Origin of the sequence: Bacillus sp. TE8-1 (genome assembly GCF_008368855.1) — a bacterium.
Taxonomy (GTDB): domain Bacteria; phylum Bacillota; class Bacilli; order Bacillales; family Bacillaceae_G; genus Bacillus_A; species Bacillus_A cereus.
Genome location: NZ_QPET01000014.1, coordinates 652,249 through 668,945, shown reverse-complemented (window position 1 = coordinate 668,945; position 16,697 = coordinate 652,249). Strand labels below are relative to the sequence as shown.

Sequence of the window (16,697 nt, the reverse complement as noted above, 5' to 3'; positions counted from 1 at the left end):
CTTCTTTTACAAAATACGTTTACAAAGAAAGAGAAGGTACCCCATTACGAGGTACCTCTTCTTATTTTAAAATATTTGCAATATATGTTTGAAGTTCTTCTACTTTTACTTCTTCAGACTCACCTGTAGCACGTACTTTCACTTCTACAATACCTTCGTCTGCTTTTTTACCAACTGTAACACGAACTGGAAGACCGAATAAATCTGCATCTGCAAATTTAACACCTGCACGTTCTGCACGATCGTCTAATAACACTTCATAGCCTTGTTCTTGTAATGAGTTGTAGATATTTTCACCCATTTCACGTTGTGCATCCGATTTCATATTTACTGGAATTACATGCACATGGAACGGTGCTACAGCTTTTGGCCAAACTAAGCCGTTCTCATCGTTAAACTGCTCTGCAATTGCTGCCACTGTACGAGATACACCGATACCGTAACAACCCATAATAAGTGGTTGTGTTTTTCCGTTTTCATCTAGGAATGTTGCGTTCATTGCTTCACTATAACGAGTTCCTAATTTGAATACATGACCAACTTCAATTCCGCGTGCAAAAAGAATTGTTCCGTTTCCATCTGGAGATTGGTCTCCTTCTTGGATGAAGCGTAAATCTGTATATTGACTTACTTTAAAGTCACGTTCTGGATTTACATTTACATAATGGAATCCTTCTTCATTCGCTCCTGAACATCCGTTAACAATTGATGCTACAGCATGATCAGCAATAATTTCGATATCACCTGTTACATTAATCGGTCCTAATGAACCAACTTCACAATTTAATAATGCTTTTACTTCTTCATGAGAAGCAAGCTCAACAACTGAAGCGCCGTATACATTTTTCACTTTCACATCGTTTACTTCGTGATCACCACGAACAAGTACCACTACTAATTTCTCATCTACTTTAAACACCATAGACTTAATGCACTTGTCAGCTGCAATGTTTAAGAATGCGGATACTTCTTCAATTGCTTTTTGGTCTGGTGTTGCTACTTTTTCAAGTGCTTTTTCTGCTTCGTCACTCTTCGTATACGTAGCTACAACAGGAGCCATTTCGATGTTTGCTGCATAATCAGATGTGTCAGAGTATGCAATTGTATCTTCACCAACATCAGATAATACCATAAATTCATGTGTATCTTTTCCGCCCATTGCTCCAGAATCAGCAATAACTGCACGGAAATTCAAGCCACAGCGAGCAAAAATGTTAGAGTATGCTTTATATAAACGATCGTATACTTCATCTAAGCTCTCTTGTGTAGCATGGAAAGAGTATGCATCTTTCATTAGAAACTCTCTTCCACGTAATAAGCCGAAACGAGGTCTTTGCTCATCACGGAATTTTGTTTGAATTTGGTATAATGTTAACGGTAATTTTTTATATGATTTCACTTCATCACGCACAAGATCCGTAATTACTTCCTCATGTGTCGCTCCTAATGCGAATTCACGAGCATTACGATCTTTCATACGCATTAATTCAGATCCGTAAGAATACCAACGACCTGATTCTTGCCACAATTCCGCAGCTTGCATAGCTGGCATTAATAATTCTACAGCTCCTGCGCGCTCCATTTCTTCTCGAACGATACGTTCTACTTTGTGTAATACTTTTAATCCAAATGGTAGAAAGCTATAAATACCAGAAGCATTTTGACGCATAAAACCTGCACGAAGTAATAGCTGATGACTCTTAATTTCAGCATCAGCTGGAACTTCACGTAATGTAGGACTGAATACCATACTTTGTTTCATTTATTTGCACCTCTTCATTTTACTCTTACACGCAGTAAAACCCCTCACCTCGAGTTAGGTGAGGGATTTTATTCTACGAGCTCTATTTCATTATAAGTTTCACTTTATTTTACAAGAAAAACTTACGAATGTCATTCCAAGTTACAACTAACATAAGTAACATTAATAATGCAAAACCAATAAAGTGAACCATTCCTTCTTTTTGGCGATCAATTGGTTTCCCTCGTAACGCTTCAATTAAGAAGAAGAATAAACGGCCACCATCTAAAGCAGGAACTGGTAATAAATTAAATAAACCAAGATTAATGCTTAGAACTGCAGCTAAACTTAGTACACGCGTAAACCCATAATCTACAACTTGATCTGTTAGATTATAAATTCCTACTGGACCTGATAACTCATTAATAGAAAATTGACCAGTTACTAATTTAACAAGAGATTCAAAAATTAGTTTCGTCCATTGGTACGTTTGTTCAAATCCTGATTTAATAGAACCCATTACTGTTTTCTCTACAGGAGAATACACACCGATTCTACCAACTTCGTCTTTTCCTTCTTTATCGAGTGTTGGCGTTACTTTCACATTAAACTGTTCATTATCACGCTTTACTTGTAACGTAATTTCTTTATTTGGGTTTTCACGTACAATAGTAACAACATCTTTCCATGTACTTGTGTTTTTCCCATCAATAGCTTGAATTGTATCATTCTCTTTCAATCCAGCTTGCTGTGCTGCACTGTTATCCATCACTTTTCCGACCATTGGTTTGTCAATAGGAACCCCTTGTACAAATCCAAGAATCACAAAAATAACAAATGCTAAAATGAAGTTCATTGCAGGACCCGCAAAGATTGTTAAAGCGCGTTGCCCTAGTTTTTTCGAGCCAAATTGTCTATTATACGGAGCAATTTGAATTTCTTCCCCCGCAGTAATAATACGAGCCTTTTCATTCACTCGGAATGTTTGAAGCTCTTCCTCGTACTCTTCATAGCCCGAAATTGTTAAATTATGCTCCAAATCAGCTTGTTCGACTTCAATAACACGAACATTTGGATACTTTTCATATCCATCAAAAACTAATTTCACAACTTCGTCTTTTTCATTTAATACAAGGCCAACCTTTTTCCCAGGCTTTAACTCAACTGTGTCCGCATCCTCGCCGGCCATTCTTACATAGCCACCAAGGGGCAGTAATCGAATCGTATACACCGTTTCATTCTTTTCAAATGAGAATATTTTCGGACCAAAACCAATCGCAAACTCGCGGCATAAAATACCTGCTCTTTTTGCGAAATATAGATGCCCTAGCTCATGGAAAAATACGAGTGCACCGAAAATTAATATAAAGGCAATCGCTGTATTCAATTCCATAACCACCTTTGCTAAATTTGTTCCATCACAAACCGTCTTGTGGCCGCATCAATTTCCAAAATTTCCTCTAAGCTCGGTCGTGCAATGACATTGTGATGGTTCATTGCTTTTTCAATGAGGTCTTCCACTGTTAAGAAACCAATTCTCTTTTGTAAAAAGGCTTCAACAGCTACTTCATTCGCTGCGTTCATTACAGCTGGCATACTTCCACCTGCTTTTCCAGCTTCATACGCAAAACGTAAACAACGGAATCGTTCTTGGTCCATTTTCTCAAAATGCAACGTCCCTATTTCCCATAAGTTTAACTGTTTTGTGTCTGAAAGAGGCAATCTATCAGGATATGTAAGTGCGTATTGAATTGGTACTCGCATATCAGGTGAACCAAGCTGCGCCATTACACTACGATCTTCAAATTCAACCATAGAATGGATAATACTTTCTTTATGTAAAACAACATCGATTTGCTCATAAGGGATACCAAAAAGCCAATGTGCTTCAATTACTTCTAGTCCCTTATTCATCATTGTAGCAGAATCAATTGTAATTTTCGAACCCATTGACCAGTTTGGATGTCGAAGCGCATCTTCTACGGTCACATGATGCAATTCATCCCTCGTTTTATCACGGAAACTTCCACCAGAAGCCGTTATAATAAGACGAGAAATTCTTTTTTCATTTTCACCATTCAAGCACTGAAAAATAGCCGAATGTTCACTATCTACTGGAAGTAACGAAACATTATGTTTTCGTGCTGCTTCCATTACAAGATGTCCTGCAGTTACTAACGTTTCTTTATTTGCAATTCCAATTGTTTTTTTCGCCTCAATTGCACGAAGTGTTGGTAACAACCCTACGCTACCTACAACAGCATTTACTACAATCTCCGCATCTGGATGTAATGCTACTTCTAAAAGTCCTTCACTACCATATACAATTTTTGTATTACCAGAAACAGATTGTAATTTTAAAACATCTTCCTCTCTTTGCACAGAGACGATTTGCGGAGAAAATTCTTGAATTACCTTTACTGCGTAGTCAATATTTTTCCCTACAGAAAAAGCAACGAGACGGAATTGGTCTGGGTGCGAGCGTAATACATCTAAAGTTTGTGTACCAATTGATCCGCTTGCACCTAATAAACTAATGTTTTTCATGACTCCAACCCCTCGTTCATTTATTAATTGTATTGTAATAAGAAGTAGAGAATTGGTAAAACGAATAACCAACTATCTGTTCGGTCTAATATACCACCATGCCCAGGTAAAATTGTACCTGAATCTTTTACGCCATAATGACGTTTAAAAGCAGATTGTACTAAATCACCAATTTGTCCAAAAATAGAAATGATAATTGTCAGCACAATTAAAATTACTACATTCGATTCGACTGGGAAGAACACGTTGTAAACAAGTGCCACAATAATTCCACAAACGATGCCGCCTAATGAACCTTCAATCGTTTTATTTGGACTAATTTCTGGCCACAATTTTCTCTTGCCCAATGCTTTTCCTACGAAATATGCGCCTGAATCAGTAGCCCATATAACAAATAATGCGCAAAATACATATTTAATTCCTAATATTCTCGTTTCATTTAAATATAAGAATCCCATTGCCACATATGTCGTTGCCATCAGTAAAAATGAAGCATTATCAAAAGTAAATGTATTCTTAGAAAGGACTGTATATGATAAAAGTAATAAAACAATCACAAATGTGATTTCCAATTTACCTAATCCAATCCATGTAAACAGTTTTGATGCACTACTTGGAATTAAAAGAATCCACAATAATACTGCAGCTAAAACTGTCGGTACTGAAATAAGCGTAAGCTTATTCATACGAATTAATTCATATAAACCTATAGAAGCAAGTGCATACACTAAAACCGTAAAAGGCACGCCACCGTATATTACGATGGGAATGAATAGCGCGGCAGCAACCACTCCAGTAATAATTCTCTGTTTCACTACCAAACCCTCTCTTTCTACACGCCTCCGAATCTGCGCCCTCTATGTTGAAAGTCAGTAATCGCATTTAGCAAATGTTCTTCTTTGAAGTCTGGCCAATACACGTCTGTAAACCAAAACTCCGAATATGCAATTTGCCATAACATGAAATTACTAATACGTAGCTCTCCGCTTGTTCGGATTAACAACTCTGGATCAGGTAAAGAACTCGTCATTAAGTAGGAGGAAAGCATTTCTTCACTTACCTCTTCAGAACGAATTTTTCCTTCCTCATTATCTTTCATCATATGTTGCACAGCAGAAACGATTTCATCTCGACTTCCATAGTTTAACGCGAAATTAAGAATTAATCCCGTATTCTCTTTCGTATCTTCCATGGCTTTCTCCATCGCTCTGCGTGTATGCGTAGGAAGACGATCTTTTTGCCCTATTACTCGGACTTGTACGTTTTCTTCAATCAATTCTGGTAAAAATGTACCTAGAAATTCTTCTGGAAGCTTCATTAAATAATCAACTTCCTTTTTCGGTCTTTTCCAGTTCTCAGTTGAAAAAGCATAGAGAGTTAACACTTTCACATTAAGTTTACTTGCAAATTTTGTGATTTTCTTTACAACTTGCATACCTTCATGATGTCCCGCAATACGAGGCATTGCTCTCCTCTTTGCCCATCTTCCATTCCCATCCATAATGATGGCAATATGTTCTGGGATATATCCTTTTTTCACTTCTTCAACGAGATGATCAAACGATGTGTCCTTTTTACCTTTAAAAAAAGGAAAGTTTTTAAACATCATTCATACCCTCCAGCAAGCAGACGTATGCCTAAAAGTGTAAAAAGACCCCCTTAAGAAGAGGGTCATATTTGCGAAGTTATCGCTATTACACTTCCATGATTTCTTTTTCTTTGTTTTTTGCGATTTCGTCAACTTTTGCAATATATTTATCTGTTTCTTTTTGGATATCTTCAGTATATCCTCTTAAATCATCTTCTGTAATCTCGCCAGCTTTTTCAAGCTTCTTAAGATCATCATTTCCGTCACGACGTACGTTACGAACAGCAACTTTTGCTTCTTCAGCATATTTTTTCACAACTTTTACAAGATCACGACGACGCTCTTCTGTTAGTGCAGGAAATGCAATACGAATTACAGTTCCATCATTAGAAGGGTTTAAGCCTAAATCTGCTTTTAAAATTGCTTTTTCAATATCACCGATAGAAGTTTTATCATAAGGTTGAATTACTAGTAAACGTGCTTCTGGAACTGTAATGTTCGCTAATTGCACAACTGGTGTTGGTGCACCGTAGTAATCAACTTGTACCTTATCTAATACAGACGCGTTTGCACGGCCAGCACGAACTGTTGCTAATTCACGAGAATAAGCAGCAACTGCTTTTTCCATTTTTTCATTTGAAGACTTCAATACTTGTTGTCCCATATTTATTTCCCCCTTACCACTGTTCCGATATTTTCGCCTAAAACGGCACGTTTAATATTACCTTTTTCCATAACTGAGAATACAATTAATGGAATATCATTATCCATACATAGAGAAGAAGCTGTAGAATCCATTACACCTAAACCTTCTTTTAATACATCTAAGTAAGTAAGCGTTTCGTATTTTGTAGCTGTTGGATCAATAGATGGATCCGCATTATATACACCATCTACATTGTTTTTCGCCATTAAAATTACATCTGCTTCAATTTCTGCCGCACGTAATGCTGCTGTTGTATCTGTAGAGAAGTATGGGTTACCTGTACCTGCTGCAAAGATAACAACACGTTTTTTCTCTAAGTGACGAACTGCTTTACGACGAATGTAAGGTTCTGCAACTTGACGCATCTCAATTGAAGTTTGTACACGAGTTTGAATTCCGATATTCTCCAAGCTATCTTGAAGAGCTAATGAATTCATAACTGTCGCTAACATGCCCATGTAATCTGCCCCTGCACGATCCATGCCCATTTCACTTCCAATTTTTCCACGCCAAATGTTACCGCCACCAACAACAACAGCAACCTCTACATCAAGTTCTGCAATTTCTTTTACTTGTTCCGCAACTGACTTAATAACAGTTGGGTTAATTCCAAATCCTTGCTCTCCAGCTAAAGCTTCTCCACTTAGCTTTAAAACGACACGATTATATTTCGGTTTACTCATAATGAACCTCCAATTGCTTACATCTTTATTTTAAAAAAGGGAACACAATGTGTTCCCTAATCTGTATTAGTTACTACCTTTTACTTGGTTCATTACTTCTTCAGCAAAGTTGTCTTCGCGTTTTTCGATACCTTCACCAACAGCGTAGCGAACGAATCCTTTTAATGTTCCGCCTTTAGACTCAACGAATTGACGAACTTTCATATCAGGGTTTTTAACGAATGCTTGGTCAAGTAAGCAAATCTCTTCGAAGAATTTGCCTAGACGGCCTTCAACCATTTTCGCAACGATTTTCTCAGGCTTGCCTTCGTTTAATGCTTGTTGTGTTAATACTTGACGCTCATGCTCAACTTCTTCAGCTGTTACAGCATCGCGGTCGATGTATTTAGGGTTAACTGCAGCGATGTGCATTGCAACATCTTTAGCAGCAGCTTCATCAGTAGAACCTTCAAGAACTGTTAATACACCAATGCGTCCACCCATGTGTAGGTAAGCGCCGAATGCATCTGCATCAGTTTTTGATACGATTTCGAAACGACGAAGTGTAAGTTTTTCACCAATTTTAGCGATTGCTTCGTTGATGTGCTCTTCAACTTTTTTACCGTTTTCCATTGTTTGAGCCATAGCTTCTTCAACGTTAGCTGGTTTGTTAGTTAATAAGTGAGCAGCTAATTCTTTAATTAGTGTTTGGAAACCTTCGTTTTTCGCAACGAAATCAGTTTCAGAGTTTAATTCTAAGATTAAAGCGTCGTTACCGTTTGTTTCGATGAAAGTTAAACCTTCAGCAGCAATGCGGTCTGCTTTTTTAGCAGCTTTCGCAATACCTTTTTCACGTAAGAAGTCAATTGCCTTCTCCATGTCGCCGTTAGTTTCTGTTAAAGCTTTTTTGCAGTCCATCATACCTGCGCCAGTTTTTTCACGTAATTCTTTTACCATTTGAGCAGTGATTGCCATACTTTTCATCCTCCTAAAATATGTATTTATACCTTTTATAAAGGTGTTTATACCTTAAAAAAGGTGATAAAAGGCCGAACCCCTTATCACCTTTCCAACTTTGTTACGCAGTAACAGTTTCTTCACCTTGTTTTGCTTCAAGGATCGCGTCTGCCATTTTAGATGTAAGAAGTTTTACAGCACGAATTGCATCATCGTTTGCTGGGATAACGTGATCGATTTCGTCTGGATCACAGTTTGTATCAACGATACCGATGATTGGAATGTGTAATTTGCGTGCTTCAGCAACTGCAATACGCTCTTTACGAGGGTCTACTACGAATAATGCACTTGGAAGACCTTTCATATCTTTAATACCGCCTAAGAATTTCTCAAGACGCTCTAACTCTTTTTTAAGTTGAACAACTTCTTTCTTAGGAAGTACTTCGAAAGTACCATCTTCTTGCATTCTTTCGATGTCTTTAAGACGCTTGATACGCTTTTGGATTGTTTGGAAGTTTGTTAAAGTTCCACCTAACCAACGTTGGTTAACGAAGTACATACCAGCACGAGTTGCTTCTTCTTTAATAGCTTCTTGTGCTTGTTTTTTAGTACCTACGAATAAGATGTCTCCGCCTTCAGCAGCGATGTCGCGCATCGTTCTGTAAGCTTCCTCAACTTTTTTCACAGTTTTTTGTAAGTCGATGATGTAGATACCGTTACGCTCTGTGAAAATGTAACGCTTCATTTTTGGGTTCCAACGACGAGTTTGATGTCCGAAATGAACACCAGCTTCAAGCAATTGCTTCATAGAAATTACTGACATAATATAGTTCCTCCTAAATGGTTTTTGATATCCTCCGTTTACTTCATCTCTAAGCGAAACTACAAACGTAGCACCAACACTTAAATCAGTAAACGTGTGTACTTTGTACTGACACCACTGCTTACTATATCATACTGAAATATTACAATCAAGTCGAAAATGCGAACAATGTAAAACTTTCTTTGTTCATACTCGAATTCTAGTATTACCAACCTTCTTTTCTTTTAAGCAAAAAAGTAAATACAATTAATAGTTTTCCCAGAAAAAACGCTTATGACACTTTTCACAAGCATCTTCTATCCATTGCACAAAAAAACTCTCCTCAATTGAGGAGAGTTTTTTATAAATTAGTTTGTTTTTAATTTAGCAAGTTCTTGTAGAAACTTGTCGTTTAGCACTTTAATGTATGTTCCTTTCATACCTAAAGAGCGAGACTCAATAACACCAGCACTTTCTAATTTACGTAGTGCATTTACGATTACAGAGCGAGTAATTCCTACGCGATCAGCAATTTTACTTGCAACAAGTAAACCTTCTGTTCCATTTAATTCTTCGAAGATATGCTCAATTGCTTCTAACTCACTGTAAGATAATGAGCTGATTGCCATTTGAACAACAGCTTTACTACGCGCTTCCTCTTCGATTTCTTCTGCTTTTTCACGTAAGATTTCCATACCTACAACAGTTGAGCTGTACTCAGCAAGGATTAAATCATCATCTAAGAACTCTTGACCAAGACGAGCTAATACTAATGTACCTAGACGCTCACCGCCACCAACGATTGGTACGATTGTAGTTAAACCTTGACCGAATAATTCTCTGTTTTCTACTGGGAATGCTGTGTAAGCACTGTTCACATCTAAGTTTGAAGATGTTTCTGTAATGTTGAATAAGCTTTGTGTATATTCTTCTGGGAATTGACGTTCTGCAAGCATTTGCTTCATGCGTTCGTTTTCGATTTGTTGGTGAATTGCATAACCTAGTAATTTACCACGACGGCTAACTACGAATACGTTTGCTTCGATTACTTCACACATTGTGTCAGACATTTCTCTAAAGTTTACAGGCTTCCCTGCTGCGCTCTGTAATAACGCATTTAATTTTCTCGTTTTTGCTAATAATTCCATTTCAAAAGTTCCTCCTACATGTTACTCACATATTTTTTCATCACTTGGAAACTAGGGCGAGTCACCTGATGACACTATTACAAAATAAACTGGCTCACATCTTTATTTTTAGCAATTGTTGCTAATTTCTCCTCAACGTATTGAGGTGTTATCGTTATTTTCTCTAACGTAATTTCAGATGCTTCAAACGATAAATCTTCAAGGAGCTTCTCCATAATCGTATGAAGTCTTCTTGCTCCAATATTATCTGTATCCTGATTAACTTGATAAGCAATCTCAGCAATCTTACGAATAGCTTCGTCTGAAAATTCAATTTCTATACCTTCAGTCGCTAATAATGCCATATATTGTTTAATTAACGCATTGTCAGGCTCGATTAATATTTTAACAAAATCGTCTGTCGATAATTTTGTTAATTCTACTCGAATCGGAAATCTCCCTTGCAATTCCGGAATTAAATCCGACGGTTTAGACATATGGAACGCTCCAGCTGCAACGAATAAAATATAATCCGTTTTTACTGATCCGTATTTTGTCGCAACATTCGACCCTTCTACAATTGGCAGAATGTCACGTTGCACACCTTCACGTGATACATCTACGCTATTCGACTGCTTACCAGCAATTTTGTCAATTTCATCGATAAAAATAATCCCGAGCTGTTCAGCACGATAAACAGCCTCTTGTGTAACTTCATCCATATCAATTAAGCGCTGTGCCTCTTCATTTGTCAAGAGTTTTCTTGCTTCTTTTACAGAAAGTTTACGTTTTTTCGTTTTTTTCGGCATAAAACTTCCTAGCGCATCTTGGAAATTCATTCCCATTTGTTCCATGCCAGTTCCTTGTAACATATCAAACATGGAAGACTGTTGTTCAGTCACTTCAATCGATACAATTTCTTCTTCAAGAAGCCCTGCAGCAAGCTTTCTCTCCACATCTTGACGTTTCTTTTCGATTTCAACATCTTCTTGTGTATCAGACGTTTGATTCGAATTTTGAGCGCCTCCAAAAAGCATCTCTAATGGATTTTTGAATCCAGATTGCTTCTCCGGACTCGGCACTAAAATTTCAACAAGACGTTGATTCGCTTGCTCTTCTGCTTTATCTTGAACTTTCACTACCATTTCTTCTTTTACGATACGAACCGATGTTTCCACCAAGTCACGTACCATCGACTCTACATCTCTACCCACATATCCAACTTCTGTGAATTTTGTAGCCTCAACCTTAATAAAAGGTGCTCCAACGAGTTTCGCCATTCGTCGTGCTACCTCTGTTTTCCCAACACCTGTCGGTCCAATCATTAAAATATTTTTAGGTGCAATTTCGTCACGTAAATTTTCAGCTAATTTACTGCGGCGATATCGATTTCTCAACGCTACAGCAACCGCTTTCTTTGCGTCTTTTTGACCGATGATGTATTGATCTAATTTTTCCACAATTTGGCGCGGAGTAAAATGTAAATGCATATAAAATGCCTCCCTTACGATTCTACAATTCTTCAACAATTATGTTGTGATTCGTATAAACACAAATATCGCCAGCAATCTCTAAACTCGCTTTCGCAATTTGCTTCGCTGTTAAGTGTTCACTTGCATATTGCTTTAAAGCACGACCTGCAGAAAGTGCATAATTCCCACCAGATCCAATTGCTAAAATACCATCATCCGGTTCAATCACTTCTCCTGTACCTGAAACAAGGAGCATAGTTGTTTTATCCATGACAATGAGCATCGCTTCTAGCTGACGTAACATTTTATCGCCACGCCATTGTTTTGCCATTTCAACAGCAGCACGCTGCAAGTTGCCATTATACTCTTCTAATTTCCCTTCAAACATTTCAAAAAGAGTAAATGCGTCAGCAACTGATCCTGCGAAACCAGCTAAAACTTTACCTTGGAAAAGTTTACGAACTTTACGAGCTGTATGTTTCATTACAACAGCATTTCCCATTGTCACTTGGCCATCTCCAGCCATTGCACATTCTCCATTATGATGAACTGCAAATATCGTTGTAGCGTGGAAATTTCCCATAGAAAAAACTCCTTTATTTGTTTTTATAGCTTTTAAAGCAATTTATGCCCGCGGGTGATGCTTCATGTAAACAGAACGCAATCTTTCTTTAGAGACATGCGTATAAATTTGTGTCGTCGACAAATTTTCATGGCCTAATAGCTCCTGTACAGTACGTAAATCCGCCCCTTCATCTAGCATATGTGTAGCAAATGTATGCCTTAACATATGGGGACTTATCCGCATTGTCAGCGAAGCCTTTTTAATGAGTTCATTTAAAACATAACGAACCCCACGACTTGTTAGCGGTGTACCTTTCGCATTTAAAAATACCATATGAGAATCTTCGTCAGTCTTATTAACTAACTGTTTTCTCCCATTCTCTATATAAGTAATTAAAGAATCTTGCGCATAGCTTCCGAACGGAATATACCTTTGTTTTTTTCCTTTTCCCATTACTAAAATTGTTCCCACCGCAAAGTCAATATCGGTAAGTTGTAAATTGACACATTCACTCACACGGATCCCAGTCGCATACATCAACTCTAATAAAGCTTGATTCCTTTGGCCTAATGGCGTTTCCGTGTCAGAAACTTCAAATAATTCCTCTAACTCTTCAGCATATAAAAACTTTGGGATTGACAATTCTTTTTTGGGGAGTGACGCAAGTGCAAACGGATTATCCTTTCGATAACCTTCACGCATCAAAAAACGATATAAACTTCGTAAGCTTGATACTTTTCTTGCGACAGATTTACGGGCTAACTTTTCATCGTGCAACGTCGTTAAGTACAAACGAACATCCGCGTATGTAACGTCTAAAAAAGAGGATATGCCTTCTCGTTCCATAAATTGCACAAAATGTTCTAAATCATTTTGATAACTTGCAATTGTATATTTTGAATAATTTCTTTCAATTTGTAAATATCCAACGAATAATTGTAACAATTTCTTCACATTCACACAACTCACCTCAATAAAGGCTACTAAATCGTATCACAACTTAGTAGCCTTTGCAAGAAATTTAACTAAATATTTACAAAATTTCGAATCGTTTCTAAAGCGCGTGCTGCGTACGCTTCATTTCGTTCTGCTTTCTTTTTAATCTTCTTCTCTAACGGTGCAAATAGACCGAAGTTCGCATTCATCGGCTGGAAGTTTTTAGCGTTCGTTGCCGTAATGTAATTTGCCATGCTACCCATCGCAGTTACTGGCGGTAATACAACTGGCTCTTCACCTTGCACAAGACGCGCAGCATTAATTCCTGCTAATAATCCTGATGCTGCTGATTCAACATATCCCTCTACTCCAGTCATTTGACCAGCGAAGAATAAATCATCACGTTGTTTATATTGATATGTTGGACGAAGCAAATTAGGTGAATTAATAAACGTATTACGATGCATTACACCATAACGTACAATCTCTGCATTTTCCAATCCCGGAATTAACTGTAGCACTTCTTTTTGCGGTCCCCACTTTAAATGAGTTTGGAAACCTACGATATTGTATAAAGTTCCCGCTGCATCATCTTGACGTAACTGAACAACAGCATATGGCGTTTTCCCTGTTTTTGGATCTTCCAATCCAACAGGTTTCATAGGTCCAAATACTAACGTCTGTCTCCCTCTACTTGCCATAACTTCTACTGGCATACAACCTTCAAAGAAAATTTCTTTTTCAAACTCTTTTAAAGGCACTGTCTCAGCAGCAATTAGAGCCTCATAAAAACGATCAAACTCTTCTTCTGTCATTGGGCAATTTAAATATGCAGCTTCACCTTTGTCATAACGCGATTTTAAATATACTTTATTCATGTCAATACTGTCTTTTTCTACGATTGGGGCTGCAGCATCATAGAAGTAGAAATAATCTTCTCCTGTTAATTCTTTCAATTTTGCAGAAAGATCAGGAGATGTTAATGGACCTGTAGCAATAATTGTCGGTCCCTCTGGAATATCTGTAATTTCTTCATTCATTACAGTTACATTTGGATGGTTCTTTACGTATTCTGTTACTTTAGCTGCGAACTCATGACGATCTACAGCTAAAGCACCTCCAGCTGGTACAGAGCACTCATCCGCCGCACGAATAATTACAGAATCCATTAAGCGCATTTCCTCTTTAATAACTCCAACTGCATTTGTTAAAGTGTTTGCACGAAGTGAGTTACTACATACTAATTCAGCGAATTTATCTGTGTGATGAGCTGGCGTTTGCCTTACCGGTCTCATTTCATATAATCTAACTTGGACACCACGTTTTGCAATTTGGTAAGCCGCTTCACTTCCTGCAAGACCTGCGCCAATGACGTTTACTACTTGTGTTGTCATTTATATCACCTTTCCTTTTCTTCCCGAAAAAAATGTGAGCAGTTACGCTCACATTTGTTGTTCTTCTTCATAATCGCACGAAATACATTGTACTTGCACGCCTTTTTTCAACTTTTTCTCTACAAGCATGCCTTCGCACTTCGGACACTTACGACCAATTGGCTTATCCCAAGATACAAAGTCGCATTCCGGATACGTACCGCACCCATAGAAAAGACGTTTCTTTTTATTACTACGGCGTTCAATAATTTGACCCTTATCACACTTTGGACAAGTAACACCGATTTCTTTCACAATCGGCTTTGTATTACGACAATCTGGGAAATTCGAGCAAGCCATAAATTTCCCGTATTTACCCATTTTAAAGACCATTGGGTGATTACATAATTCACAATCTTCCCCAGCTGGTTCATCTTTAATTTCCACTTCACGCATTTCTTTTTCCGCTTTTTCTAAACGCGGTTCAAAACCTACGTAGAAATCATCAACAATTTTTACCCAATTCGCATTTCCTTCTTCTACTTCATCAAGGCTTTGCTCCATATTGGCAGTAAATTCAATGTTAATAATTTCTGGGAAAAACTCTAAAATAAGTTCAATTACTATTTCACCAAGTTCAGTCGGAACGAAGCGTTTATTATCCAAACCTACATACCCACGCTTTTGAATTGTTTCAAGTGTAGGTACATATGTTGACGGTCTTCCAATTCCAAGTTCTTCAAGTGTTCTTACTAGGCGAGCCTCTGTATAGCGCGGAGGAGGTTGTGTAAAATGTTGCTTTGGTTCTAAATCCTTTGAAAATACAGTTTCCCCTACTTCTAAAGGTGGCAACATCTTATCCTTTTCTTCAGCACCATCATCTTTTGACTCTACATACACTTTCATAAATCCTGGGAACTTTACAACCGATCCACTTGCACGGAACTGAACATTGTTATTAATGAGTCTCGCTGTCACAGTATCCATTATAGCAGACGCCATTTGACTTGCAACAAATCGCTCCCAAATCAATTTATATAATCGAAGTTGATCACGACCTAAGAAACTTTTTAGTTCCTCTGGCTTTCTCATTACTGAAGTAGGACGAATTGCCTCATGCGCATCTTGTGCATTTGACTTTTTCGTTTCTTTCTTCTTTTCTGTTCCTATGTATTCCGTACCATACGCTTCAGTGATGTAAGTACGAGCCTCTGTTTGAGCTGTTTCTGAGATACGTGTTGAATCAGTTCTCATATACGTAATAAGACCTACAGTTCCTTGTTTTCCAAGATCTATCCCTTCATACAATTGCTGTGCAAGCATCATTGTTTTCTTTGCTCGCATGTTTAACTTACGTGCTGCTTCTTGTTGCAAGGAAGATGTTGTAAACGGTAATGCAGGATTACGTTTTCGCTCTTTGCGCGTTACATTTTCAACTGAAAACGCATTGTCTTTCATCTGTTCAATTATTTCATTCACTTGCGTTTCATTTGTTAATTGAACTTTTTCACCATCTACACCGTAAAAGCTTGCTTCAAATGTGTCTTTTCCTTTTACAAATTCTGTTTTAATTGTCCAGAATTCTTCAGGTTCAAAGTTTTGAATTTCCCTTTCACGCTCGATGATTAAACGAACTGCTACAGATTGTACACGTCCTGCACTTAATCCTTTTTTTACTTTCTTCCATAATAAAGGACTAATATTGTAACCAACAAGACGATCAAGTATACGTCTTGCTTGTTGTGCATCCACTAAATCCATATTAATTGCACGAGGATGTTTAAATGATTCTTTGATTGCATCTTTCGTAATCTCATTAAACACAACCCGACAATCTGATTCAACGTCCACATTTAACGTATTCGCTAAATGCCAAGCAATCGCTTCCCCTTCACGGTCTGGATCGGCCGCGAGATAGACTTTCTTTGCTTTTTTCGCCGCTGATTTTAAATCTTTTAAGACGGGACCTTTACCACGAATGGTAATATACTTCGGGGTGAAGTTGTTCTTTACTTCTATCCCCATTTGACTTTTTGGCAAATCGCGAACATGTCCCATAGACGCGACAACTTTGTATTTTTTCCCTAAATATTTCTCAATGGTCTTCGCCTTAGAAGGCGACTCCACGATTACGAGGTAATCTGACATGCTAGTGCCTCCTTAAGAGGTGGATTCAAGTCTTCATTAATCTTATTGATTTCTCTTGTTTTTGTCAATCAAG

At 37.8% G+C, this 16,697-nt stretch carries 15 protein-coding genes; all 15 read right to left on the bottom strand.

Annotation, left to right across the window (positions count from 1 at the left end; translation table 11 throughout):
* Positions 1-61: 61 nt before the first annotated feature.
* The 15 genes from DN404_RS15375 to topA all read right to left on the bottom strand — a co-directional run bounded on the left by DN404_RS15375 (position 62) and on the right by topA (position 16,624).
* On the bottom strand, positions 62-1,762 hold the full coding sequence (locus DN404_RS15375) for a proline--tRNA ligase (RefSeq protein WP_000814299.1): 1,701 nt from the start codon (positions 1,760-1,762) through the stop codon (positions 62-64).
* 109 nt (positions 1,763-1,871) lie between these two features.
* Entirely contained in the window at positions 1,872-3,128 is a 1,257-nt protein-coding gene (rseP, locus tag DN404_RS15370; RefSeq protein ID WP_001090243.1) for an RIP metalloprotease RseP, read from the bottom strand.
* 17 nt (positions 3,129-3,145) lie between these two features.
* Complete coding sequence (dxr, locus tag DN404_RS15365) at positions 3,146-4,288, bottom strand: 1-deoxy-D-xylulose-5-phosphate reductoisomerase (protein ID WP_000790373.1); 1,143 nt, start codon at positions 4,286-4,288, stop codon at positions 3,146-3,148.
* A 23-nt stretch (positions 4,289-4,311) separates the two neighbouring features.
* Entirely contained in the window at positions 4,312-5,103 is a 792-nt protein-coding gene (gene cdsA / locus DN404_RS15360; protein WP_000813594.1) for a phosphatidate cytidylyltransferase, read from the bottom strand.
* Positions 5,104-5,120: 17 nt separating this feature from the next.
* The gene (gene uppS, locus DN404_RS15355; protein WP_000971296.1) at positions 5,121-5,897 is read right to left on the bottom strand and encodes an isoprenyl transferase; all 777 of its coding nucleotides are present in this window, start codon (positions 5,895-5,897) and stop codon (positions 5,121-5,123) included.
* Positions 5,898-5,982: 85 nt separating this feature from the next.
* A complete protein-coding gene (gene frr, locus DN404_RS15350) occupies positions 5,983-6,540 on the bottom strand; it encodes a ribosome recycling factor (RefSeq protein ID WP_000531501.1) in 558 nt (185 codons plus the stop codon).
* Between the two features lie 2 nt (positions 6,541-6,542).
* The gene (pyrH, locus tag DN404_RS15345; RefSeq protein WP_000042668.1) at positions 6,543-7,265 is read right to left on the bottom strand and encodes a UMP kinase; all 723 of its coding nucleotides are present in this window, start codon (positions 7,263-7,265) and stop codon (positions 6,543-6,545) included.
* A gap of 66 nt (positions 7,266-7,331) precedes the next feature.
* Positions 7,332-8,219 (bottom strand): translation elongation factor Ts, encoded by an 888-nt coding sequence (gene tsf, locus DN404_RS15340; protein ID WP_001018578.1) that lies wholly within the window; start codon positions 8,217-8,219, stop codon positions 7,332-7,334.
* 103 nt (positions 8,220-8,322) lie between these two features.
* Entirely contained in the window at positions 8,323-9,024 is a 702-nt protein-coding gene (gene rpsB / locus DN404_RS15335) for a 30S ribosomal protein S2 (protein ID WP_000111485.1), read from the bottom strand.
* A gap of 347 nt (positions 9,025-9,371) precedes the next feature.
* On the bottom strand, positions 9,372-10,151 hold the full coding sequence (codY, locus tag DN404_RS15330; protein WP_000421290.1) for a GTP-sensing pleiotropic transcriptional regulator CodY: 780 nt from the start codon (positions 10,149-10,151) through the stop codon (positions 9,372-9,374).
* Between the two features lie 77 nt (positions 10,152-10,228).
* The gene (gene hslU, locus DN404_RS15325) at positions 10,229-11,620 is read right to left on the bottom strand and encodes an ATP-dependent protease ATPase subunit HslU (protein WP_000550078.1); all 1,392 of its coding nucleotides are present in this window, start codon (positions 11,618-11,620) and stop codon (positions 10,229-10,231) included.
* Positions 11,621-11,642: 22 nt separating this feature from the next.
* Positions 11,643-12,185 carry an ATP-dependent protease proteolytic subunit HslV gene (hslV, locus tag DN404_RS15320; protein ID WP_000526272.1) on the bottom strand — a complete coding sequence of 181 codons (543 nt, stop codon included), beginning with the start codon at positions 12,183-12,185 and terminating at the stop codon, positions 11,643-11,645.
* Between the two features lie 42 nt (positions 12,186-12,227).
* Positions 12,228-13,127 carry a tyrosine recombinase XerC gene (xerC, locus tag DN404_RS15315; RefSeq protein WP_001101243.1) on the bottom strand — a complete coding sequence of 300 codons (900 nt, stop codon included), beginning with the start codon at positions 13,125-13,127 and terminating at the stop codon, positions 12,228-12,230.
* 65 nt (positions 13,128-13,192) lie between these two features.
* Positions 13,193-14,497, bottom strand: coding sequence for an FADH(2)-oxidizing methylenetetrahydrofolate--tRNA-(uracil(54)-C(5))-methyltransferase TrmFO (gene trmFO, locus DN404_RS15310; protein ID WP_000213002.1), 1,305 nt, complete (start codon positions 14,495-14,497; stop codon positions 13,193-13,195).
* Positions 14,498-14,545: 48 nt separating this feature from the next.
* The gene (topA, locus tag DN404_RS15305; protein WP_001286963.1) at positions 14,546-16,624 is read right to left on the bottom strand and encodes a type I DNA topoisomerase; all 2,079 of its coding nucleotides are present in this window, start codon (positions 16,622-16,624) and stop codon (positions 14,546-14,548) included.
* Between the last annotated feature and the right edge of the window lie 73 nt (positions 16,625-16,697).